The sequence below is a fragment of the Paraburkholderia acidiphila genome, from assembly GCF_009789655.1.
GTDB lineage: Bacteria > Pseudomonadota > Gammaproteobacteria > Burkholderiales > Burkholderiaceae > Paraburkholderia > Paraburkholderia acidiphila.
Genome location: NZ_CP046910.1, coordinates 1318237 through 1336479, shown reverse-complemented (window position 1 = coordinate 1336479; position 18243 = coordinate 1318237). Strand labels below are relative to the sequence as shown.

General features: G+C 67.0%; 15 protein-coding genes. 6 read left to right on the top strand and 9 right to left on the bottom strand.

What is annotated here, in order from left to right:
• Positions 1 to 55: 55 nt before the first annotated feature.
• The gene (locus tag FAZ97_RS20550) at positions 56 to 2176 is read right to left on the bottom strand and encodes a tetratricopeptide repeat protein (protein WP_199272114.1); all 2121 of its coding nucleotides are present in this window, start codon (positions 2174 to 2176) and stop codon (positions 56 to 58) included.
• Positions 2177 to 2492: 316 nt separating this feature from the next.
• Here FAZ97_RS20550 and FAZ97_RS20545 point away from each other — a divergent pair, with 316 nt between their 5' ends.
• Positions 2493 to 3869, top strand: coding sequence for an LLM class flavin-dependent oxidoreductase (locus FAZ97_RS20545; RefSeq protein WP_158760256.1), 1377 nt, complete (start codon positions 2493 to 2495; stop codon positions 3867 to 3869).
• A 64-nt stretch (positions 3870 to 3933) separates the two neighbouring features.
• On the opposite strand, the gene FAZ97_RS20540 is transcribed toward FAZ97_RS20545, so the two are convergent.
• Positions 3934 to 4998, bottom strand: coding sequence for an alcohol dehydrogenase (locus FAZ97_RS20540; protein ID WP_158761012.1), 1065 nt, complete (start codon positions 4996 to 4998; stop codon positions 3934 to 3936).
• Between the two features lie 182 nt (positions 4999 to 5180).
• Here FAZ97_RS20540 and FAZ97_RS20535 point away from each other — a divergent pair, with 182 nt between their 5' ends.
• Together FAZ97_RS20535 and FAZ97_RS20530 are read left to right on the top strand one after the other, a co-directional pair.
• Positions 5181 to 5597, top strand: a complete 417-nt coding sequence (locus tag FAZ97_RS20535) for a MarR family winged helix-turn-helix transcriptional regulator (RefSeq protein WP_158760255.1) — start codon at positions 5181 to 5183, stop codon at positions 5595 to 5597.
• A 65-nt stretch (positions 5598 to 5662) separates the two neighbouring features.
• A complete protein-coding gene (locus tag FAZ97_RS20530; protein WP_158760254.1) occupies positions 5663 to 5812 on the top strand; it encodes a hypothetical protein in 150 nt (49 codons plus the stop codon).
• A gap of 50 nt (positions 5813 to 5862) precedes the next feature.
• Here FAZ97_RS20530 and zwf read toward each other — a convergent pair whose 3' ends face one another.
• Positions 5863 to 7338 carry a glucose-6-phosphate dehydrogenase gene (zwf, locus tag FAZ97_RS20525; protein WP_158760253.1) on the bottom strand — a complete coding sequence of 492 codons (1476 nt, stop codon included), beginning with the start codon at positions 7336 to 7338 and terminating at the stop codon, positions 5863 to 5865.
• 238 nt (positions 7339 to 7576) lie between these two features.
• The gene (locus FAZ97_RS20520) at positions 7577 to 8920 is read right to left on the bottom strand and encodes an Nramp family divalent metal transporter (protein ID WP_158760252.1); all 1344 of its coding nucleotides are present in this window, start codon (positions 8918 to 8920) and stop codon (positions 7577 to 7579) included.
• 288 nt (positions 8921 to 9208) lie between these two features.
• Between FAZ97_RS20520 and FAZ97_RS20515 the strand changes: the two genes are divergently transcribed.
• The 3 genes from FAZ97_RS20515 to FAZ97_RS20505 all read left to right on the top strand — a co-directional run bounded on the left by FAZ97_RS20515 (position 9209) and on the right by FAZ97_RS20505 (position 12475).
• Positions 9209 to 10165, top strand: a complete 957-nt coding sequence (locus FAZ97_RS20515; protein WP_233271825.1) for a YVTN family beta-propeller repeat protein — start codon at positions 9209 to 9211, stop codon at positions 10163 to 10165.
• Positions 10166 to 10178: 13 nt separating this feature from the next.
• Positions 10179 to 11186 (top strand): sterol desaturase family protein, encoded by a 1008-nt coding sequence (locus FAZ97_RS20510; RefSeq protein WP_158760250.1) that lies wholly within the window; start codon positions 10179 to 10181, stop codon positions 11184 to 11186.
• A gap of 167 nt (positions 11187 to 11353) precedes the next feature.
• The gene (locus FAZ97_RS20505) at positions 11354 to 12475 is read left to right on the top strand and encodes a 3-deoxy-7-phosphoheptulonate synthase (RefSeq protein ID WP_158760249.1); all 1122 of its coding nucleotides are present in this window, start codon (positions 11354 to 11356) and stop codon (positions 12473 to 12475) included.
• A gap of 5 nt (positions 12476 to 12480) precedes the next feature.
• On the opposite strand, the gene FAZ97_RS20500 is transcribed toward FAZ97_RS20505, so the two are convergent.
• From FAZ97_RS20500 to FAZ97_RS20480, 5 genes are all read right to left on the bottom strand, one after another.
• Positions 12481 to 13113: a DUF2894 domain-containing protein gene (locus FAZ97_RS20500; protein WP_158760248.1), complete on the bottom strand. Its 633-nt coding sequence runs from the start codon at positions 13111 to 13113 to the stop codon at positions 12481 to 12483.
• Positions 13103 to 13750, bottom strand: coding sequence for an OmpA family protein (locus FAZ97_RS20495; protein WP_158760247.1), 648 nt, complete (start codon positions 13748 to 13750; stop codon positions 13103 to 13105). The genes FAZ97_RS20500 and FAZ97_RS20495 overlap by 11 nt, the downstream gene beginning before the upstream one ends.
• Complete coding sequence (locus FAZ97_RS20490) at positions 13747 to 16626, bottom strand: DUF802 domain-containing protein (protein ID WP_158760246.1); 2880 nt, start codon at positions 16624 to 16626, stop codon at positions 13747 to 13749. Before FAZ97_RS20490 ends, FAZ97_RS20495 begins: the two co-directional genes overlap by 4 nt.
• Before the next feature lie 22 nt (positions 16627 to 16648).
• The gene (locus FAZ97_RS20485; protein ID WP_158760245.1) at positions 16649 to 17359 is read right to left on the bottom strand and encodes a DUF3348 domain-containing protein; all 711 of its coding nucleotides are present in this window, start codon (positions 17357 to 17359) and stop codon (positions 16649 to 16651) included.
• Positions 17360 to 17504: 145 nt separating this feature from the next.
• Entirely contained in the window at positions 17505 to 18155 is a 651-nt protein-coding gene (locus FAZ97_RS20480; RefSeq protein ID WP_158760244.1) for a DsbA family oxidoreductase, read from the bottom strand.
• Positions 18156 to 18243: the final 88 nt, after the last annotated feature.

Genomic DNA, 18243 nt, shown 5'->3' with positions numbered 1-18243 from the left:
TCGCGAATTTCCGAACCGCGTTCCAAACACGGTTCAAGCACGGTTCGAGCGCCGTTCAAACGCCAAAGCGCTCGGCGCACGCCACGCGCATGCGCTCCACCACCGCGCTCCACGCTTCGTTCATGCGCTGGCGGAACAGGCGCATCGTGCCCGGATACCACGGCGAATCTTCGCGCTCGTGCATCCAGCGCCAGTCCAGATCGTACTGCGGCAGCAGCACCCAGCACGGCTTGCCGAGCGACGCCGCCAGATGCGCGGTGGAAGTATCCACGCATATCACGAGATCGAGTTGCGCGATGATCGCCGCGGTATCGACGAAATCGCGCACATCGCTGCCAAGGTGCAGCAGCGGCAGACTCGCAGGCGGATTTTGCGCTTCGTCTTCGCCCTGGCCTTTTTGCAGGCTCACGAACTGCACGCCCGGCAGATTCCACAGCGGCGCGAGCGCGGCAAGCGTTGGCAGCGAGCGATGCGCGTCGTTGAAATGCTTCGGGTTGCCCTTCCAGACAATGCCGATGCGCGGCCCTGACGCGAGCGTGGCGAGGCGCGCACCCCACTGCTCGACGAGCGCGGGCTCGGCCGTACAGGCGAGCGGCGCGGGGATCGTCTCAAGCGTCGTGCCCAGAAGGTGGGGCACGCTGATCGGGCTCACCCAGCAGTCGAACCGGCTGGCCGCTGCCGCGCCGGCTTCATGGTCGAGCACGGCGTCGATGCCCGCCACGCCGCGAAAGAGCCGGTGCAGCGGCGGCTGGCAGGCGAACGCGACGTGCGCTGCGCCCTGCGCCTTGAGCACGCGCGCATAGCGCCCGAATTGCAGCATGTCGCCGAGGCCGTCTTCCTGCCACAGCAGCAGCGACTTGCCAGCCAGCGGCTCGCCCCGCCACGCGGGGCACTGCAGCAGGCGTTGCGTCGCGTGATGCACGAAACCGGGCATCGTATAGCGGCATTCGTAGCGCGCGAAGCCTTCCTCGAAGCGGCCCATGCTGATGAGCAGCGTGGCGAGGCGGAATTTCGCGTCGCCGTATTCGGGGTTCGCATCGAGTGCGCGGCGGTAGCCGGCCTCCGCCTCGTCGAGCCGGCCATATTCCTTGTGCAGGCTCGCGAGATTGAAGTGGGCCTCGGCGAAATCGGGCCGTAGGGACACGGCGTCGTGGAGCACGTCGAGCGCTTCGCCGCGGCGCCCGAGCGCCATCAGCACGCAGGCGAGATTGTTATAGGCCTCCACGCGGCCCGGCAGGCGGCGCAGCGCCTCGCGATACACCGCTTCGGCCTCGGGCAGCCGCTCGAGCGTATGCAGCGCGACGCCGAGGTTGTAGTGCGCTTCGGCGTGGTCCGGCGCGAGCGCGAGCGCCTGGCGAAAGGCGGATTCCGCCTCGGGCACGCGTTTGAGGTCGGTGAGCACGCAACCGAGGTTGTTGAGCGCATCGACGAAAGCGGGGCGAATCTGCAGCGCAAGGCGCACCGCGAGTTCGGCCTCGGCGAGCTTGCCGGACGCCTTGAGCAGCGTGGCGAGATTGTTGAGCGCCTCCGGATACTGCGGCTGGATCAGCAGGGCCTGGCGAAAGGCCTCGGCGGCTTCGTCGCCTCGCCCTTGCTCTTGCAGCAGCGTGCCGAGGCCGTTGTACGCCTTCGCATGGCGCGCATTCGCGGCGATGGCGGCGCGCAACGCGTTTTCGGCTTCGGCGCGGCGGCCCTGTCCCTGCATCAGCAAGCCGAGGTTGTAGTGCGCATCGGCGTGATTGGGGCGTTGTGCCAGCACCGTGCGAAATGCGGCTTCGGCGTCAGCGTGGCGCGCCTGGCGCAGCAGGACGACGCCGAGGTTGCTGCGTGCGTCGGCGTCGGCGGGTGTGAGGCTCAGCAGCCGTTCATAGAGCGCGTGGGCCTGGTCGAGTACGCCGAGCGCCGCAAAGAGCGCGGCGAGACCGCTATACGCCGGCGCGAAGTCTGGTTGCGCCGCGAGGCAGCGCTGCCACAGCGCCTCGGCGCGAGCCGCGTCGCCCGTGCCCATCGCACTCAGGGCCGCAAGATTGAGCGTCGGAGCGAGCGTCGCGTTGTCGGGCGGCTGGCCGATGTGCGGGGCGAGCAAGGCGAGCGCATCGGCGAAGCGGTGCATTTCGCAGAGCGCATTGGCTTCGCGCAGAAGGTCGTCGAGGGCAGGCGCGAGGGGCGTCGTCATGGTCACAGTGAAAATCGTCGGGGCCGGTGCGCGGCGCCAGGGCGGCACGAACAATGGGGCTGTGTCGAGCTTACGACAGCTCGTGCTTGGGCAACGGCGCGAACTGAGCGCATACGCTGCCGTTATTCAACCGATGAGGCATGCCGGCCAGGCAAGGCTTGCAGAGCGCTTGCAGGCGGATGGGGGCGTGGGCGCACCGTAAGGCGCGCCGTTTTGCGCGCGCAGGCATATCGATGTGGCGATTTCTTCGTGGCGACAGGCCGCTGCGCGCAAGAGAATGGGGCGGATCTTTTTCTGGCGCGCAACGCCTTTCATCATGAGCCAATCTGCTGGAACACGGCGTGGTCATCTGCGCCTCGGCGCTTTTCTCTATCCCGCCGGCCACCATATCGCGGCCTGGCGGCATCCGCACGCGAATGCCAACGCGGGCAGCGATTTTCGCCACTACGTCGAACTGGCGCGCATTGCGCAAGCCGCGAAATTCGATCTGGTCTTTCTCGCGGACGGCTCGGGCACGCGCGGCGACAACGTCGACTTCCTGAGCCGCACTGCGCACAGCTATGTCGCGCAGTTCGAGCCGATCACGCTGCTTTCGGCGCTCGCGGCGGTCACGGATCGCATCGGTCTCGTCGGCACGGCCTCGACGACGTTCAACGAGCCGTATCACATCGCGCGCAAGTTCGCTTCGCTCGATCACATCAGTGGCGGTCGCGCCGGGTGGAATCTCGTTACGTCGTCGAGCGAGCACGAAGCGCGCAATTTCGGCTTCGACGAGCATCTCGCGCATGCCACGCGCTACGAGCGCGCCGCCGAATTCGCCGAAGTCGTGGAGGGGCTGTGGGACAGCTGGGACGACGACGCTTTCCTGCACGACAAAGCCGCCGGCCGCTTCTTCGATCCTGCGAAGCGTCATGTGCTCGCGCATCGCGGGGAATTCTTCAAGGTACGCGGGCCGCTGAACGTGGCGCGCGCGCCGCAAGGGCGGCCCGTGCTCGTGCAGGCCGGCTCTTCCGAGGCAGGCAAGGCGCTGGCCGCGCGCACGGCCGAAGTGATCTTCACCGCGCAGCAGCGGCTGGAAGATGCGGTGGCGTTCTATGCCGACGTGAAAGGCCGCATGGCGCAATACGGGCGCGACCCGGACGACCTGAAGATCATGCCGGGTGTGATGCCCATTGTCGGGCGCACCGAAGCCGAGGCGCGCGAGAAGTTCGAGGCGCTGCAGGCGTTGATCGATCCGGCGGTGGGGCTCGCCATGGTGTCGACGTTGACGGGCGGCTTCGATCTATCGGGCTACCCGCTCGACGGCCCGATTCCCGAACTGCCGGAAACCAATGCGAGCAAGAGCCGCCAGGCGCTCACGCTGACGCTCGCGCGGCGCGAGAACCTGACGCTGCGCCAGTTGTACCTGCGCGTTGCGGGCGCGCGCGGGCACTGGCAACTGGTTGGGACACCGAATCAGATTGTGGATGCGCTGGAGGAGCGTTTCGTGAACTACGGCGCGGACGGCTACAACGTCATGCCCGCACTGCTGCCCGACTCGCTGACCGATTTCGTCGAGCTCGTGTTGCCCGAATTGCGGCGGCGCGGACTTTTTCGCAGCGAGTACGAGGGGCGCACGCTGCGCGAGCATCTCGGCCTGAAGCGGCCGGGCTCGCGACAGGTGCGTGAAGCGGCGCTCGAGCCGGGCGTTTGACGCCGTTCGCGACCGTTGGCATGCAAGCGCGCGTCAGTCACGGCGGCGCGCTTGCGCACCGCCATCACGGCACCAGCACCTGGCGCCCGACCACCTTGCCCTGCACGAGCGCTTCGAACGCCTCGTTGATTTCCGTGAGCGGCCGCGTAGTGACCGGCGAGGGCTGCATCTTGCCTTCGCGCATCAGCGTCACGAGTTCGCGCAACTCGGGCAGCGTGCCCACGTAGCTGCCTTCGATCTTCAGCGGCCGCATCGGGATAATCGGCAGCGAGAGCGTGAGGTCGCCGCCCATCAGGCCCACGATCACCACGTGGCCGCCGCGCGCGCACGAGTCGAGCGCGAGCTTGACGGTGGGCGTCGCGCCCACGAGGTCGAGCACCGCGCGTGCGCCGCCGCCGGTCGCCGCGACGATCTGCTGGACGGCGTCGTCCGCACGCGCGTCGATGGCCGCGAGCGCGCCGGCGGCAAGCGCGGCTTCGCGCTTGGCCGGGTCCACGTCCACGACGATCGCGCCTTGCGCGCCCATCGCCTTGAGCACTTCGAGCGCCATCATGCCGAGGCCGCCCGCGCCGATCACGACCACGGGACCTTCGTGGATGCGCGCGCCGAACTTCTTCACCGCCGAATAGGTCGTCACGCCCGCGCAGGCGAGCGGCGCGGCCTTCGCGGGATCGAGGCCGGCGAGATCCACGAGATAGCGCGGATGCGGCACGATCACGTAGTCGGCAAAGCCGCCGTCGCGCAGCACGCCGAGCGACTGTGGCTTTGCGCAGATGTTCTCCTCGCCGCGTTTGCAGGCCGCGCATTCGCCGCAGCCGATCCACGGATGCACGACTGCCGACGTGCCTGCTGCGAGCGCTTCTACTGCACCTTGCGCATCGGGTCCGAGCGCTACGACTTCGCCGCAGATTTCATGGCTCGGTGTGAGCGGCAGCTTGATGCCGCGGTCGGCGAGCGAGAGCTTCTTGCCGCCGCCCAGGTCGTAATAGCCTTCCCAGATGTGCAGATCGGAGTGGCACAGACCCGCGGCCTTCACACGCAGCAAGACTTCGGTGCCCTTGGGCTCGGGCACGTCGCGCTCGACCAGTTCGAGCGGCTTGCCGTGATGGATAACGCAGTAACAGCGCATTTGCATCGATGTCTCCGTGAGTGTTGTGGACGACGGCCAGGCGATTGCAGCGTCTTCGCATCATAACGGATGCATTACATATTCGTCCGGTCGTTCTATTTCCGTTTGATTGATCGGAGGCCGAGCATGCGCAATGTGCGCATGTCGTTGCATAGCTAACTATATTCGGGTATGCTGTGCGCATGTTCGATCATTGCCTTTACTTCAACACCACGGCGCTTGCGCGGCGCCTCGAACGCGAATGGGCGGAAGCCTTCGAACGCTTCGAGCTCACGCCGCCGCAGGGTTTCATGCTGCGCGCCGTGCTGGAGCGGCCCGGTTCGCTGCAGCGCGAACTGGCGGATCTGCTATCCATCGCGCGGCCCACGGCCACGCGTGTGCTCGACGGTCTCGAGGCGCGCGGCTATGTGGAGCGCCACCGCACGGAGGGCGACGGCCGCGAAGTGGCGATCGTGCCCACGGCGCAGGCCATTGCGATTCGCGAGGCGCTCAATGCGGCGAGCGCGGCGGTCGCGAGCCGCCTGAAGCGCACGCTGGGAGGAGAGGCGTTTGTCGATACGGTGTCGCGCCTGCGCACGGCGCGCGCGACGTTGGGCTGAAGGCAGTGGGGCGCGCGTGATACGCAGCCTTGTAGCAAGGGATTTAAAGTGTAGGGAGTGGCATCATGCGGCGCATCGGCGCTTTCTGTATTTCAACCTGGCTTGCGGCCGCGGTTCTTTTTCTCGGGCGCCATTCGGTGCCGTTGATCGCGCTAAGCGGCGTGATCGTGTTCGCCGGCTTCGATCTTTTTCGTCCCGATTCGGGCGACCAGTAACACCGTGCGGCGAGCGCCGCGCGTAGCACGCGGCGCTCGCGTCTTTCACATCACATCTCTTCCGCCCACGACATGTTTTCGCGCGCGAGCAGCGCCGACGATGCCGCCGGCCCGAACGTGCCCGCCGTGTAGGTGCGCGGACGATCGTTCAGTTCCTTCCAGCCGTTGAGAATCGGCTCGACCCACGTCCATGCCGCTTCCAGTTCGTCGCGGCGCATGAAGTGCGTGAGACGGCCGCGGATCACATCGATCAGCAAACGCTCGTACGCTTCCGCGCGGCGCTCGGGAATGGCCTGCTGCAGGTCGAGATTCAGGCTCACGGGCAGCATGTTCATGCCGCTGCCTGGTTCCTTCGCGAGCATCTGCAACTGGATCGACTCTTCCGGCTGAAGCTGGATCACGAGGCGGTTGCCGTAATGGCGCGGGCCGCTCGGGAAGATCGAGAACGGCAGATCCGCGAATTCGATCACGATCTCCGACTGGCGCTTCTGCAGGCGCTTGCCCGTGCGCAGGAAGAACGGCACGTTGGCCCAGCGCCAGTTGTTGATGTGCGCGCGCAGCGCGACGAACGTTTCCGCCTTGCTGTCGGCCGGCACGTTGTCTTCTTCCAGATAGCCCTTCACCGGCTGGCCGTCCACGGCGCCGGCCGCGTACTGGCCGCGCACGGTGTCGCGCGCGATGTCGGCAAGCGACATGGGGCGCAGCGAGCGCAGCACCTTGAGCTTTTCGTCGCGCACGGCGTCCGGGTCGAGCGAGACAGGCGGCTCCATCGCCACGATGCACAGCAGCTGCAGCAGGTGGTTCTGCACCATGTCGCGCAGCGCGCCCGTGTGATCGTAGAAGCCCGCGCGGCTACCCACGCCCACGGTTTCCGCCACCGTGATCTGCACGCTGCGGATGTACGGCGCCTGCCACAGCGGCCCGAAGATCGGATTGCCGAAGCGCAGCACCATCAGGTTCTGCACCGTTTCCTTGCCCAGATAGTGGTCGATCCGGTAGATCTGCGACTCGGCGAAGTGCCTGCCCACCGACTCGTTGATCTCCTGCGCCGAGGCGAGATCGTGGCCGAGCGGCTTTTCGAGCACCACACGCGAGCTGCCGTCGATCAGACCGGCTGCCGTGAGGTTGTCGCAAATCGTCGTGAACAGTTCGGGGGACGTGGAGAGATAGAACACGCGCAGCGCATGCTCGCGCGACGCCGCCTTCAGGTTCGCGTAAGAGGCGGCATCGTTCACGTCGATGATCACGTACTGGAACAGGTTCAGATAGCGGTCCCACGCTTGCGCGTCGAACGCTTTCGCGTCGATGAACGGACGCGACTGTTCCTCCATGAACTTGCGATAGTCGTCGATCGTCCAGTTCTTGCGGCCCACGGCGATGATGCGCGTTTCCGGCGGCAGGTTGCCGTGCAGGTGCGCCATGTAGAGCGCGGGCAGCAGTTTGCGCGCGGCCAGGTCGCCTCCGCCGCCGAAAATGATCATGTCGACGGGCTGTTCGGGCAAGGCTTGGGCAGGCTGATTCGTCATGGCAGGTCGGAGGTGACGCGCGCTCGGGTAACGATGTTTGGCACGACCGTTATTGGACCGTTGGCGCGCGGTTGCAGAACCCGCACCCGTCGCAAGAGCGGGGCGCGGCGAAAACGCTAATGGTGCATGGTTTCGCGTGAGTTTGCACGCGTGGCGCGAACGCGGCGTTGCTCGAGACGGCTCCGGTAATAAACCGACCGGCCGTTCATGCATGGATCGTGCGGCATTCAGCTGATCTTTAGCCGAGCCCCGGGACCGCCACGCCGAAGGTCGCGAGCACCAGCGCGACATTGAGCGCGAGCACCGCGACAGCGCCCGCCACGGCTCCCGTGGCCGTGAGTGCACGATTACGATGGGGCCCCATCAGATCGCGGCGGCACGTGAGCCAGACGAGCGCGGCCATCGGAAACGGCAGGGCGAGGCTCAGCACGACCTGACTCATGACGAGCGCTTCGGTGGCGTTCACGCCGAGGGCCACCACAATGAAGCTCGGCACCATCGTCACCGCGCGGCGCAGCCAGAGCGGAATGCGGAAATTCACGAAGCCTTGCATGATCATCTGCCCCGCGAGCGTGCCGACCACGGAACTCGAAATGCCCGAGGCGATCAGCGAAACGAGGAAGATGCTGGCGGCTGCCGCGCCGAGCAGCGGAGCGAGCGTGCGGTAGGCGGTCTCGATCTCGGCGACATCGGCATAGCCCTGGTGGAACGCGCCGGAGGCCATCACGACCATCGCCATGTTGATGAGCCCTGCCACCGAAAGCGCGACCACGACCTCGACGTTAGAAAACTTAACGAGGCGCTTGCGCTCGGCGTCGTTGCGCGCGAGCACGCGCGCCTGGGTGAGCCCTGAGTGCAGAAAGAGCGCATGCGGCATGACCGTTGCGCCGATGATGCCGACCGCGATCGTCACGGCTTGCGTGTCGGGCAGGCGTGGCATGGCGAGCTGGCGCAAGAGGCTCGGCCACGCGATCGGCGCGATGAAAAGCTCCAGAACATAGCAGATGCCGATCACGCCCACGAGCGCGCCGATCAGGAGTTCGAGCGGCCGGAATCCCGCGCGCTGGAGGAACAGGAGCGCGTAGGTGACGACGGCCGTCACTGCCATGCCTGCAAGCAGCGGCAGATGAAAGAGGAGCGCCAGGCCAATCGCGCCGCCGAGGAACTCGGCGAGGTCGGTGGCCATGGCGGCGATCTCGCTCACGATCCACATGAGCCACACGAGCGGCGCGGGCAAGCTGTCGCGGCACAGTTCGGCGAGATTGCGCCCCGTGGCGATGCCGAGCTTCGCGGAAAGCCCTTGAAACAGCATGGCGATCACGTTGGCGAGCAGCACGACCCACAGCAGCGCGTAGCCGTAGCGCGCGCCGGCCTGGATGTTGGTCGCGATATTGCCGGGGTCGATATAGGCGACGGAGATGACCACGGCCGGACCCGCGAGCGGCAGCAGAAGGGCGACGCCGCGGCGGCGTCCTTCGAGCGCGTCGCGCACCGCGGCGGCCGTGTTGCGGGAGAGGCCGTCGGGCGCGCGCAGGCGGGTGTCCGCGCTATCTGCGCGGTCGTCGCGGGCGCGATGATCCATGCAACTTCTCGCACGAGAAAGAGTCTGTATGCGCAGCCCATCGCCATGACCCTTGCACGGAGCGGATGCCAATGCGGCTAATTCGGCGGCAAATCCTTAGCACAGGCGTCATCGAAATCGGGCCCTCATGCGTTAAGCAGGCAATCCGTGCGCCTGCCTTGGCACTATCTCAGCACAAACCGGCGCTGCGCGCCTTCGCTGCTCTCTTTCCCTTACGAAATGCCTGAATTTCCGATCTTTTCGTTTACACCGGCTCACATGAAAAAAACGCTCGCTTCCGCGCTGCTGATGAGCGGCCTCGCATGGGGCGCGTTCGCCCACGCCGACGACAAGGTCATCGTGCTCGATTCGGGCGAGGCGAAGCTCTCGCTCATCGACGAGGCGAGCCGCACCGTGGTCGGCACCGAGCCCACGGGCAAGGAACCGCATCACCTGATGATCACGCCCGATGGCAAGTCGCTCATCGTCGCCGATTCGGTCTCGAACGACCTGCTGTTCCTCGACCCGCATACGGGGCAGATACAGCGCCGCCTGGAAGGCATTGAAGATCCGTACCAGCTTGGCTTCTCGCCCGACCGCAAATGGTTCGTGACCGCGGGCCTGCGCCTCGACCGCGTGGATGTCTACCACTACGACGGCCAGAACCTCACGATCGCCAAGCGCATTCCGCTCGCGAAAACGCCGAGCCACATCACGTTCGCGTCGGACAACAAAACGGCGTTCGTGACGCTGCAGGACACGGGGGAAGTGGCCGCGATCGATCTGCCGACGCAAACGGTGCTCTGGAAGCTGCAAGTGGGCAACACGCCCGCGGGCCTGTGGATGACGCCCGGCGACAAGTATCTGCTCGTCGGCATGACGGGCGAGAACAACGTGGCCGTGGTGGACTGGCACAACCGCACGGTCGTGAAAAAGATCCAGACTGGCCGCGGCGCGCATAACTTCCGCAATCTGGATGATGGCAAACATATCGCCGTGTCGAATCGCGTGGAGAGCACGATCAGCATTCTCGACTACACGACGCTCACGAAAGTCGCCGACATCACGGGCCTGCGTCCCGGTCCCGACGACATGGAGCTTTCGGCGGACAAGCGTTACCTCTGGGTGACGTTCCGCTTCGCGAAGCACGTGGGCGTGATCGACCTGACCACGCGCAAGCTAATCGACACGATCGCGGTGGGCCGCTCGCCGCACGGCATCTATTTCGCGAACAGCGCGCCGTTCTACGCGCCGAACCCGGACTGATTGAGGAGTCTCGATGCTCGACACGCTGCTTTCGCAGGCCGACAACCTCGTTTCGTGGCTGCAGACGCTCGTCTACGTGGACGTGGTGCAGCCGATCTTCTACAAGGTCGGCCTGATGGGCTACGACGAGGACACCTACGACGCACTCTACTGGGTGATCGTGGGCGTGCTGCAGATCTGCGCCTCGTATGTGCTGCTGCGCCCGCTCGAAGCGCTGCGTCCCGCGGAAAACTGGGGCGATCGCAAGGCGTTGCGCGCGGACGTCTGGTACACGTGGATCGCGAAGCTCGGCATTCTGAACATCGCGTTCTTCTTCTTGCTCACGCCCGTGTTCAATCACTGGCAGAGCCTGATGGCGATCTACAGCGTGCCGAACATCGACGTGGACAGCCTCTGGCCCGGCGTGACCGACAAGCCGCTCGTGTCGTTCCTGATCTATCTCGTCGTGCTCGATTTCGCGGGCTACTGGTATCACCGCTGGCAGCATCGCTTCGGCGTGTGGTGGGAACTGCACGCCGTGCATCACAGCCAGCAGCAGATGTCGCTGTGGTGCGACGACCGCAATCATTTCCTCGACGACATCGTTCAGGCTGCGTTCTTTGCGGGCATCTCGCTGTTCATTGGCGTGCCGCCCGCGCAGTTCGTGGTGCTCGTGGCCGTGAGCAACTTCATGCAGAGCGTGCAGCACGTGAACGCGCGGCTCGACCTTGGCTGGCTGCTCGAGCGCATCGTCGTGAGCCCGGCGTTTCATCGGCGTCATCATGCGATCGGCTACGGCCACGAAGGCACCCGCTACGGCTGCAACTTCGGCGTGCTGTTTCCGTGGTGGGACATGCTGTTCCGCACGGCGTCGTGGAACAAGGCGCATGAGCCCACCGGCATTCGCGACCAGTTGCCCGCGCCGCACGGCCGCGACGCGAACTATGGCGAAGGGCTGCTCGCGCAGCAGTGGTTCGCGCTCGTGCGCATCGCGCGGCGCCTGGCCGGCAAGGGCTATCCGATGGGGGGCACGGCACGCTGAACCGGCGTGCGCGGTATGAGGGTCCTCATGCGAGGCGGTCTTCGGACCGCCTCGTTTCGTTTCGGGATGCCGTTTTCGGATGACGGCGGCGCGCCGGATGCGATAATCGCGCACTCATCCCCCACACATGCATGATGCGCGCGTCAAAGGCGCAGTTGGAGAACATCTTGAGCCGTATCGACAATCCGCAGCACGACCAGGAAGTCGGCGTGGCCGACGCCACCCAGGACACGACCCGCATCGACGACACGCGCATCGGCGCCGTGCGCCCGCTCATTTCGCCCGCGCTGCTGCTCGACGAGCTGCCGGTGCCGCAGGACACGCAAACGCTCGTCGAAACGAGCCGCGGCGAGATCGCCGACGTGCTCGCGCAGCGCGACGACCGGCTCGTGGTGGTGGTGGGGCCGTGCTCGATCCACGACCACGATCAGGCGATCGAATACGCGAAACTCCTCAAGGCGAAGGCCGACACGCTGAAAGACGATCTGCTGGTCGTCATGCGCGTGTACTTCGAGAAGCCGCGCACCACCGTGGGCTGGAAGGGCTATATCAACGACCCGCGTCTGGATGGCAGCTTCCGCATCAACGAGGGCCTGCGCGCGGCGCGCCAGCTGCTGCTCGACATCAACGCGCTCGGCCTGCCCACGGCCACGGAGTTCCTCGATCTGCTGAGCCCGCAATTCATCGCCGACCTCGTGGCGTGGGGCGCGATCGGCGCGCGTACGACCGAAAGCCAGAGCCACCGTCAGCTGGCTTCGGGCCTCTCGTGCCCGATCGGCTTCAAGAACGGCACCGACGGCGGCGTGCAGGTGGCGAGCGACGCCATCGTCGCGGCGCGCGCGAGCCACGCGTTCATGGGCATGACGAAGATGGGCATGGCCGCGATCTTCGAAACGCGCGGCAACGACGACTGCCACGTGATCCTGCGCGGCGGCAAGAGCGGGCCGAACTACGACGCGGCTTCGGTGGCGGCGTGCTGCGCGTCGCTGGCGAAGGCGGGGCTGCGCGAGCAGGTCATGATCGACTGCTCGCACGCGAATTCGAACAAGGCGCATCAGCGTCAGATCGACGTGGCGCGCGATATCGGCGAGCAGCTGGCGGGCGGCGACAAGCGCATCATCGGCGTGATGATCGAGAGCCATCTCGAAGAGGGGCGCCAGGACCAGAAGCCGGGCGTGCCGCTCAAGCGCGGCGTGTCGATCACCGATGCGTGCATCAGCTGGGCGCAGACGGCGCCGGTGCTCGATGGGCTGGCGCAGGCGGTGAGGGAGAGGCGCAAGGCGGGGTGAGGGGACTAACGCCCCTTGCGCGCCCCTTTCTTCGCCACCACCCGCGGCGCTTCCTTCACCGGCGCCGCCACCCCCACACTCGCATTCAACTGCTCGAGCCACGAAAGCGCATCGGCGTAGGCGAGAAACTGCTGCAGATATCCCGGCGACACCTCGCGCATGAGCGAGAGCGCGCGATGCACGAGGCTGCTCGAATTGAGCGGCCCGGCGTTTCTCGGCACCTGGTCCAGCGACTGCCGCAACTGTTTTTCGGAGCGCACGCGCGACCACGTTTGCCGGAAGTATTCGACCAGCTCCGGGTCCGGCTCGTGCCGTACACGCGTCGCCGGTTGTGCGGGCTCTGCACGCGCGAGCGAATCGACGAGGCGCCCCAGTTCGCTCCGCGCCGGATCGTCGCGGAGTTCGTGCGTGAATTTCGATGCCTCGCGCGCGAGGTCGTCGGCAAAGGCGCCCAGCAATTGCGCGAGGCGCGCGTCGATCAGCCGCCGCGTTTCGCCCGCATGCGCGGCGGCGCGGCGCTCGAGCGCTTCGATCAAATGAAAGCGCACCGGGTCGAGCTGGTCCGCGCCGCGGGCGCGCCAGGCGTCGAGCAGGGCGCGGGCGTCGGGGGCAGACGGCGAGCCCGCGTCATTGACCATGCTTGCCCTCGCCGACGCTCAGTCGCGGCACCGGCGCGATCTCCACGCGACGGTTCTTCGCGCGGCCGGCCTCGTCGGTGTTGGCGCTGACCGGCTGCTCGGAGCCGAACGCGGCCGCGAACACCGACGACGCGGGTACGCCCTCGTCGATGAACGCGCGCGTGACGGTCAGCGCGCGTTCGGCCGAAAGCTCCCAGTTGTCGGCGAAGCGGCGGTTGCCTGCGTGCACCTGCTGGTCGTCGGCGAAACCGCTCACCATCAGGATTTCATCGCGTGTCTTCAGGTACGCCGCGAGCGGCCCGGCGAGGCTCTTGAGCAGATCGCGGCCTTGCGGCGTCAACTGGTCGGAATTCAGCGCGAACAGCACGCTGCCGCTAATGCCGATGCGCCCGTTCACGAGCGTCACGCGCCCCGCCGCGAGCGGACCCGCGAGCGCTTCTTCGAGCGTCTTGCGGCGCTCGGTTTCGGCCTTGCGTTGTTTCACCTCGTTCGCGAGCCGGCTCGACAGTTCGAGCTGCATGCCGACCACGCCGACGAGAATCAGCAGGAACGCGCCCAGCAGCACCGACATCAAGTCGGCGAACGCAGGCCAGACCGGCGCGGCGGGGGCCGCGCCGCCGTCGATTTCGTCGTTCATGCCGCATCCACTCCGGCGGTGGCGCGGTGGCTGGCGAGCTGCTGCAGGTTCTCGACGATCTGCTTCTGCGACAGCATGCTCAGGTCGATGACTTCACGCGCCTGCGCCACGTAGTAGGCGAGCTGGTCGTCGCTGCGCGCGAGCGACTTGTCGAGCGCGGTCTCGATGCGCTCCAGATGCGCCACGAGTTTGTCGTTCGATTCGCCGAACACGGTCACCGCCGCGCCGAACGCGTCGCCGAGACTTGCCACTTCGACGGCGCTGCCGCTCACCTGCGCGGCGATCGCGCCCAGCTTGCCGCTTTCGGCTTCGACGTTCGCGCTGAACTGGCCGCCCACGCGTTCCAGCAGATCCGACGACGTGGAGACGAGCGCGTCGATCGCGGAGCGCTGCTCGGTGGAGGCGCGGTTCACGGCGTCGAGCAGCGTTTCGAGCGTGGCGAGCAGGCGATTGCGCTCGTCGAGCATCGCGGTATCCCGGACCATGCTGTCCGAGAGCTTCTGGCGCAGCTCGGCGATGACTTCGGCCGCTGCCTGCGGGGCGGCCGACGCGGCCTGCACGAGGCTGCCGATTTCGGCGATCGTGCTGGCGTTATGGGCTTGCGATTGCGTGGTGATGTCGCTGGCGGTCCGAGCGAGCGCTTCGCAGATTTCCTGCTGGCGCTGCGCGGTGGCCGCGCTCGTGGCTTCCCATTGCTCGCGCAGGGCGGCGGACATCGCGGTTAGCGAGGCAGTCCAAGCGGCGAGACGTTGTTCGTCGCGCGAGGAGATCTCCGTGTGCAGATTCGCGGCGGCCTTCGGGGCTTCTGCCGCGGCTTGCACCAGACGATCGATCTCCGCGATGGTATTCGTTGCGTGATGTTGCGACTGCGCGGCGATGTCGTTCGCGGTTTGCGCGAGCGTTGCGCACACTTCCTGCTGACGTTGTGCGGTGGCTGCGCTCGTTTCTTCCCACTCTTTGCGCAGCCCGGCGGCCATCGTCGCAAGCGAGGCCGTCCATGCTTCGAGACGTTGCTCGTCGCGCGAGGCAATTTCCGTGTGGAGGTTCGCGGCAGCCTTCGGCGCTTCGGAAGCCGCATCGACGAGACGATCGATTTCGGCAATCGTCTTGCTCGCATGCTGCTGCGATTGCGTGGCGATATCGTTCGCGGTTTGTGCGAGCGCCGCGCCGATTTCCTGCTGGCGTTGCTCCGACACCGCGCTCGCCGCTTCCCACTCCGCGCGCAGCCCGGCGGCCATCGTCGCGAGCGATGCCGTCCACGTTTCGATGCGCTGTTCGTCGCGCGCGGAAATTTCCGCATGCAGGTTCGCGGCAGCCTTCGGCGCCTCCGAAGCGGCATCGACGAGGCGATCGATTTCGGCAATCGTCTTGCTCGCATGCTGCTGCGATTGCGTGGCGATATCGTTCGCGGTTTGTGCGAGCGTCGCGCAGATTTCCTGCGCGCGTTGCGCCGACACCGCGCTCGTTGCTTCCCACTCCGCGCGCAGCCCGGCCGCCATCGTCGAAAGCGCTTCGCCCCAGCTTGCGAGCCGCGCTTCGTCGCGCGCGCCGAGCTTCGTCTGCAAATCCGCATGGGACTCATCGAGCGCACGCAGCAGCGAAGCCGAGTGCTGTTCGAACGTGGCCGCCGCCGTGGCGAGCGCCTGCTGGTTGCCAGCGGCGAGCGTTTTGCCGGTGCGCTCCTGCTGTTCGAGCGCCGCCTGCCACGCCTGCGACATCGTGCCCGACGCACTTTCGAAGCGCGTCGACACGCCATCGAGCAGGCCCGCGGCACGTTGCTCGAAGCTTGCGTTGAAGCGCTCCAGCGCGCCGCCCAAGTCAGCGGCGAGCGCCTCGTTGGTCTGGCGATGCTGCGCAAGCGCGCGGTTCCAGATCTCGGCGACGTTCGCCGTCGACGCTTCGAAGCCGCTTGCGAGCCCTTCGAGCTGCTGCTGCACCGCCTGCGTGAGCGCGCCCTGCATCGACGCCGATTCGCGCGCGAGGCCCGCCATGGTCGCTTCCACCACGGGCTGCAGCGCCGCGCCCGCGGCACGCGCGCTTTCGGCGGCGCTCGACTTGAGCGACTGGCCCACGGAAGCCGCGAGGCGGCTCCAGGCGGCTTCGGCGTTCGCGGCGAACGCCTGTTGCGTCGCGATCTGCTGTTCGTGCTGCGCGGCGCCCTGGCGCTCGATCAGCGTCATCAGCGCGCCGAGCTTGTCGACCAGCGCGGGCATGGCGTCGGCCTGGCGCTGCAGCAGCTTGAACGAGGCTTCGCGCTGATGGGCGGGCGAGAAGGCGCGCAGCGTCGTCGCGATCTTCACGTCGAGCTGCTGCGCGGCCTCGATGCGCTCACGGCGGCACAGCGCCGAAAGCAGGCCGAGCATGGCGGAAGTCGCCACGCCCGCGATGGATGTGCCGAACGCGAAGCCGAGGCCATTCACCGGCGCGGCGAGCGAGGCGCGGATGGCGTCGAGGTCGGTGGCGCTTTCGAGCGCCGCGCCCGTGCCCTTGAGCGTGACGACCATGCCGAGCAGCGTGCCGAGCATGCCGAGCAGCACGAGCAGGCCCGTGAGGTAGGGCGCGAGCGCCGGGCCCGGCAGGACCGCGCGCTCGCCTTCGATACGCGCGCGCACCGCGTTGCGCAGGTCCGGATGCAACGTGTCGAGCCAGCCGGCCAGTCGCGCGGGCGGCGCGTTCAATTGCGCGAGCGCCTGGGCGAGCGTGGCCGTGGCCTGCCGAAAGCGATAGAGCTCCCAGGCGCCCGCGACATAGCACGCGCCGATCAGCAGCGTGACGGCGCTCGCAAGCGGGTTGGTGAGCGCGTAGCCGGCGCCGATCCAGCACACGGCGGCGAGACCCACGACGAAGACAACAGGTTCAAGGCGAAATCGGGACATAGCGCGGGACATAGCGTTTGGGTTAGCTGGTGCGAAGGGCGGCAAGCAGCCCCTCCACCGGTTGAAACCGAACCTCAAGTTCGGCGAGCAACACGCTCTGCATATCTTTGCGAAAGCCAGCGAGCCACGCGTGCGGCGTGGCGCCTTCACCGTCGGGCTGCGCGGCCGCCGCCGCGCGCTGCCGCTCGAAGTGCGCGCCGAGCAGCGCGGGCACGCCGGCGAGCAGGCTGCGCTCACGCGCGCCGAGCGCCTGTTCCATCACGGCATCCACGGTAGCCAGGCGCGCGAGCGCGGGCGCGCGGGCGGCCAGCGCGGCGCGCAAACGGGTGCGCAGCGTGGCGATGTCAGTCTCCATCGCCTGCTGCAGGGCCAGGTAGCGCTGGCGGAAATCCGCGAAATTCGGTTCCACATCGGCTGGCGGGCTGGTGGCTTGCGTGCGGCGACCATCGCGCCGCGCGGGGGCGTTTTCACCCGAAATGGCCTTTCTCAGCGCCGCGCGCACGCGCTCGCTCTGGCTTTGTTCGGCACTGGCGCCTACGCGCGTTGCGGGCTCGCCGCCCGGCGTCTGAACGCTCAGCGCCGTCGAAAGCGCGATGGCGTCCGTCCAGCCGAGCCACTGGCTCAGATGGTCCGAGATCGATTGCCGGGATTCGGGCACTTCGGCGTCGCCAAAGCGGGCAAGTAAGCGAACGAGCGTCGGGCCGCTCAACGCGAGGCGTTGCGGGGCTAGCACTTTTCCACCTGGGCAAAAAACCCGCTAGTGTACATGCCCGCGAGGCAGCGGCCGGCATCGGCGGCTTGGCGGGCGCCTGAACGGCGGCGCCGCGGGTCGTGAAAGCGCGGGTCCCGCGGGCGCGAGGCCGCGCCGCATGGGGGCTTCAGGCCTTGGCGCTTTCGTCGAGGATCTGCTGGATGGCTTGCTCGAAGGTTTCGACGGGCTGGCCGCCGCTGATCAAGTACTGCTGGTTGAAGATGATCCCCGGCACCGACTGGATGCCCGCCGCCTGGTATTCGTGCTCTTCTGCGCGCACCTCGTCGGCGTATTGGCCGCTTTCCAGGACTTCGCGCGCTTTGTCGGCGTCGAGCCCCACGGACTGCGCCGCCGCGACGAGCACCGCGTGGTCGCTCGTGTCCTTGCCCTCGCCGTGATACGCACGCAGCAGCGCGAGCTTGAGCGGCAGCTGCTTGCCTTCGATGCCGGCCCAGTGCAGCAGACGATGCGCGTCGAACGTGTTGTAGATGCGCTCGCGCGGCCCGAACGCGAAGCCGACGCTCGCGCCGCGCTCGCGGATCATGGCCTGCGTTTCGGCGATCTGCTCCGGCGTGCGGCCGTACTTCTTGCCGAGATACTCGACCACGGATTCGCCGCCGGGGCCCATCTGCGGATTCAGCTCGAACGGATGCACGACGATCTGCGCATCGACGGTGTCGCGCAGACGTTCGAGCGCAAGATTCAGCGACGAGAGGCCGATGGCGCACCACGGGCACGCGATGTCGGAGACGAAATCGATTCTGAGCGTTTGTTTCATGGCTTTCCTGATCCGGTTGAGCGCGGAGTAACGATGGCGCGGTGCATGCCGGGTGCGCAAGCAGCGTGCGCACCCGGCATGGATGATT

What these genes read in the sequence shown, in the direction of transcription:
- FAZ97_RS20535 (WP_158760255.1), top strand. Translation starts at nt 5,181, where the DNA reads ATGTTCGATCATTGCCTTTACTTCAACACCACGGCGCTTGCGCGGCGC.
- FAZ97_RS20550 (WP_199272114.1), bottom strand. Translation starts at nt 2,176, where the DNA reads ATGACGACGCCCCTCGCGCCTGCCCTCGACGACCTTCTGCGCGAAGCC.
- FAZ97_RS20545 (WP_158760256.1), top strand. Translation starts at nt 2,493, where the DNA reads ATGAGCCAATCTGCTGGAACACGGCGTGGTCATCTGCGCCTCGGCGCT.
- FAZ97_RS20530 (WP_158760254.1), top strand. Translation starts at nt 5,663, where the DNA reads ATGCGGCGCATCGGCGCTTTCTGTATTTCAACCTGGCTTGCGGCCGCG.
- FAZ97_RS20495 (WP_158760247.1), bottom strand. Translation starts at nt 13,750, where the DNA reads ATGAACGACGAAATCGACGGCGGCGCGGCCCCCGCCGCGCCGGTCTGG.
- FAZ97_RS20500 (WP_158760248.1), bottom strand. Translation starts at nt 13,113, where the DNA reads ATGGTCAATGACGCGGGCTCGCCGTCTGCCCCCGACGCCCGCGCCCTG.
- FAZ97_RS20510 (WP_158760250.1), top strand. Translation starts at nt 10,179, where the DNA reads ATGCTCGACACGCTGCTTTCGCAGGCCGACAACCTCGTTTCGTGGCTG.
- FAZ97_RS20480 (WP_158760244.1), bottom strand. Translation starts at nt 18,155, where the DNA reads ATGAAACAAACGCTCAGAATCGATTTCGTCTCCGACATCGCGTGCCCG.
- FAZ97_RS20540 (WP_158761012.1), bottom strand. Translation starts at nt 4,998, where the DNA reads ATGCGCTGTTACTGCGTTATCCATCACGGCAAGCCGCTCGAACTGGTC.
- zwf (WP_158760253.1), bottom strand. Translation starts at nt 7,338, where the DNA reads ATGACGAATCAGCCTGCCCAAGCCTTGCCCGAACAGCCCGTCGACATG.
- FAZ97_RS20520 (WP_158760252.1), bottom strand. Translation starts at nt 8,920, where the DNA reads ATGGATCATCGCGCCCGCGACGACCGCGCAGATAGCGCGGACACCCGC.
- FAZ97_RS20515 (WP_233271825.1), top strand. Translation starts at nt 9,209, where the DNA reads ATGAGCGGCCTCGCATGGGGCGCGTTCGCCCACGCCGACGACAAGGTC.
- FAZ97_RS20490 (WP_158760246.1), bottom strand. Translation starts at nt 16,626, where the DNA reads ATGTCCCGATTTCGCCTTGAACCTGTTGTCTTCGTCGTGGGTCTCGCC.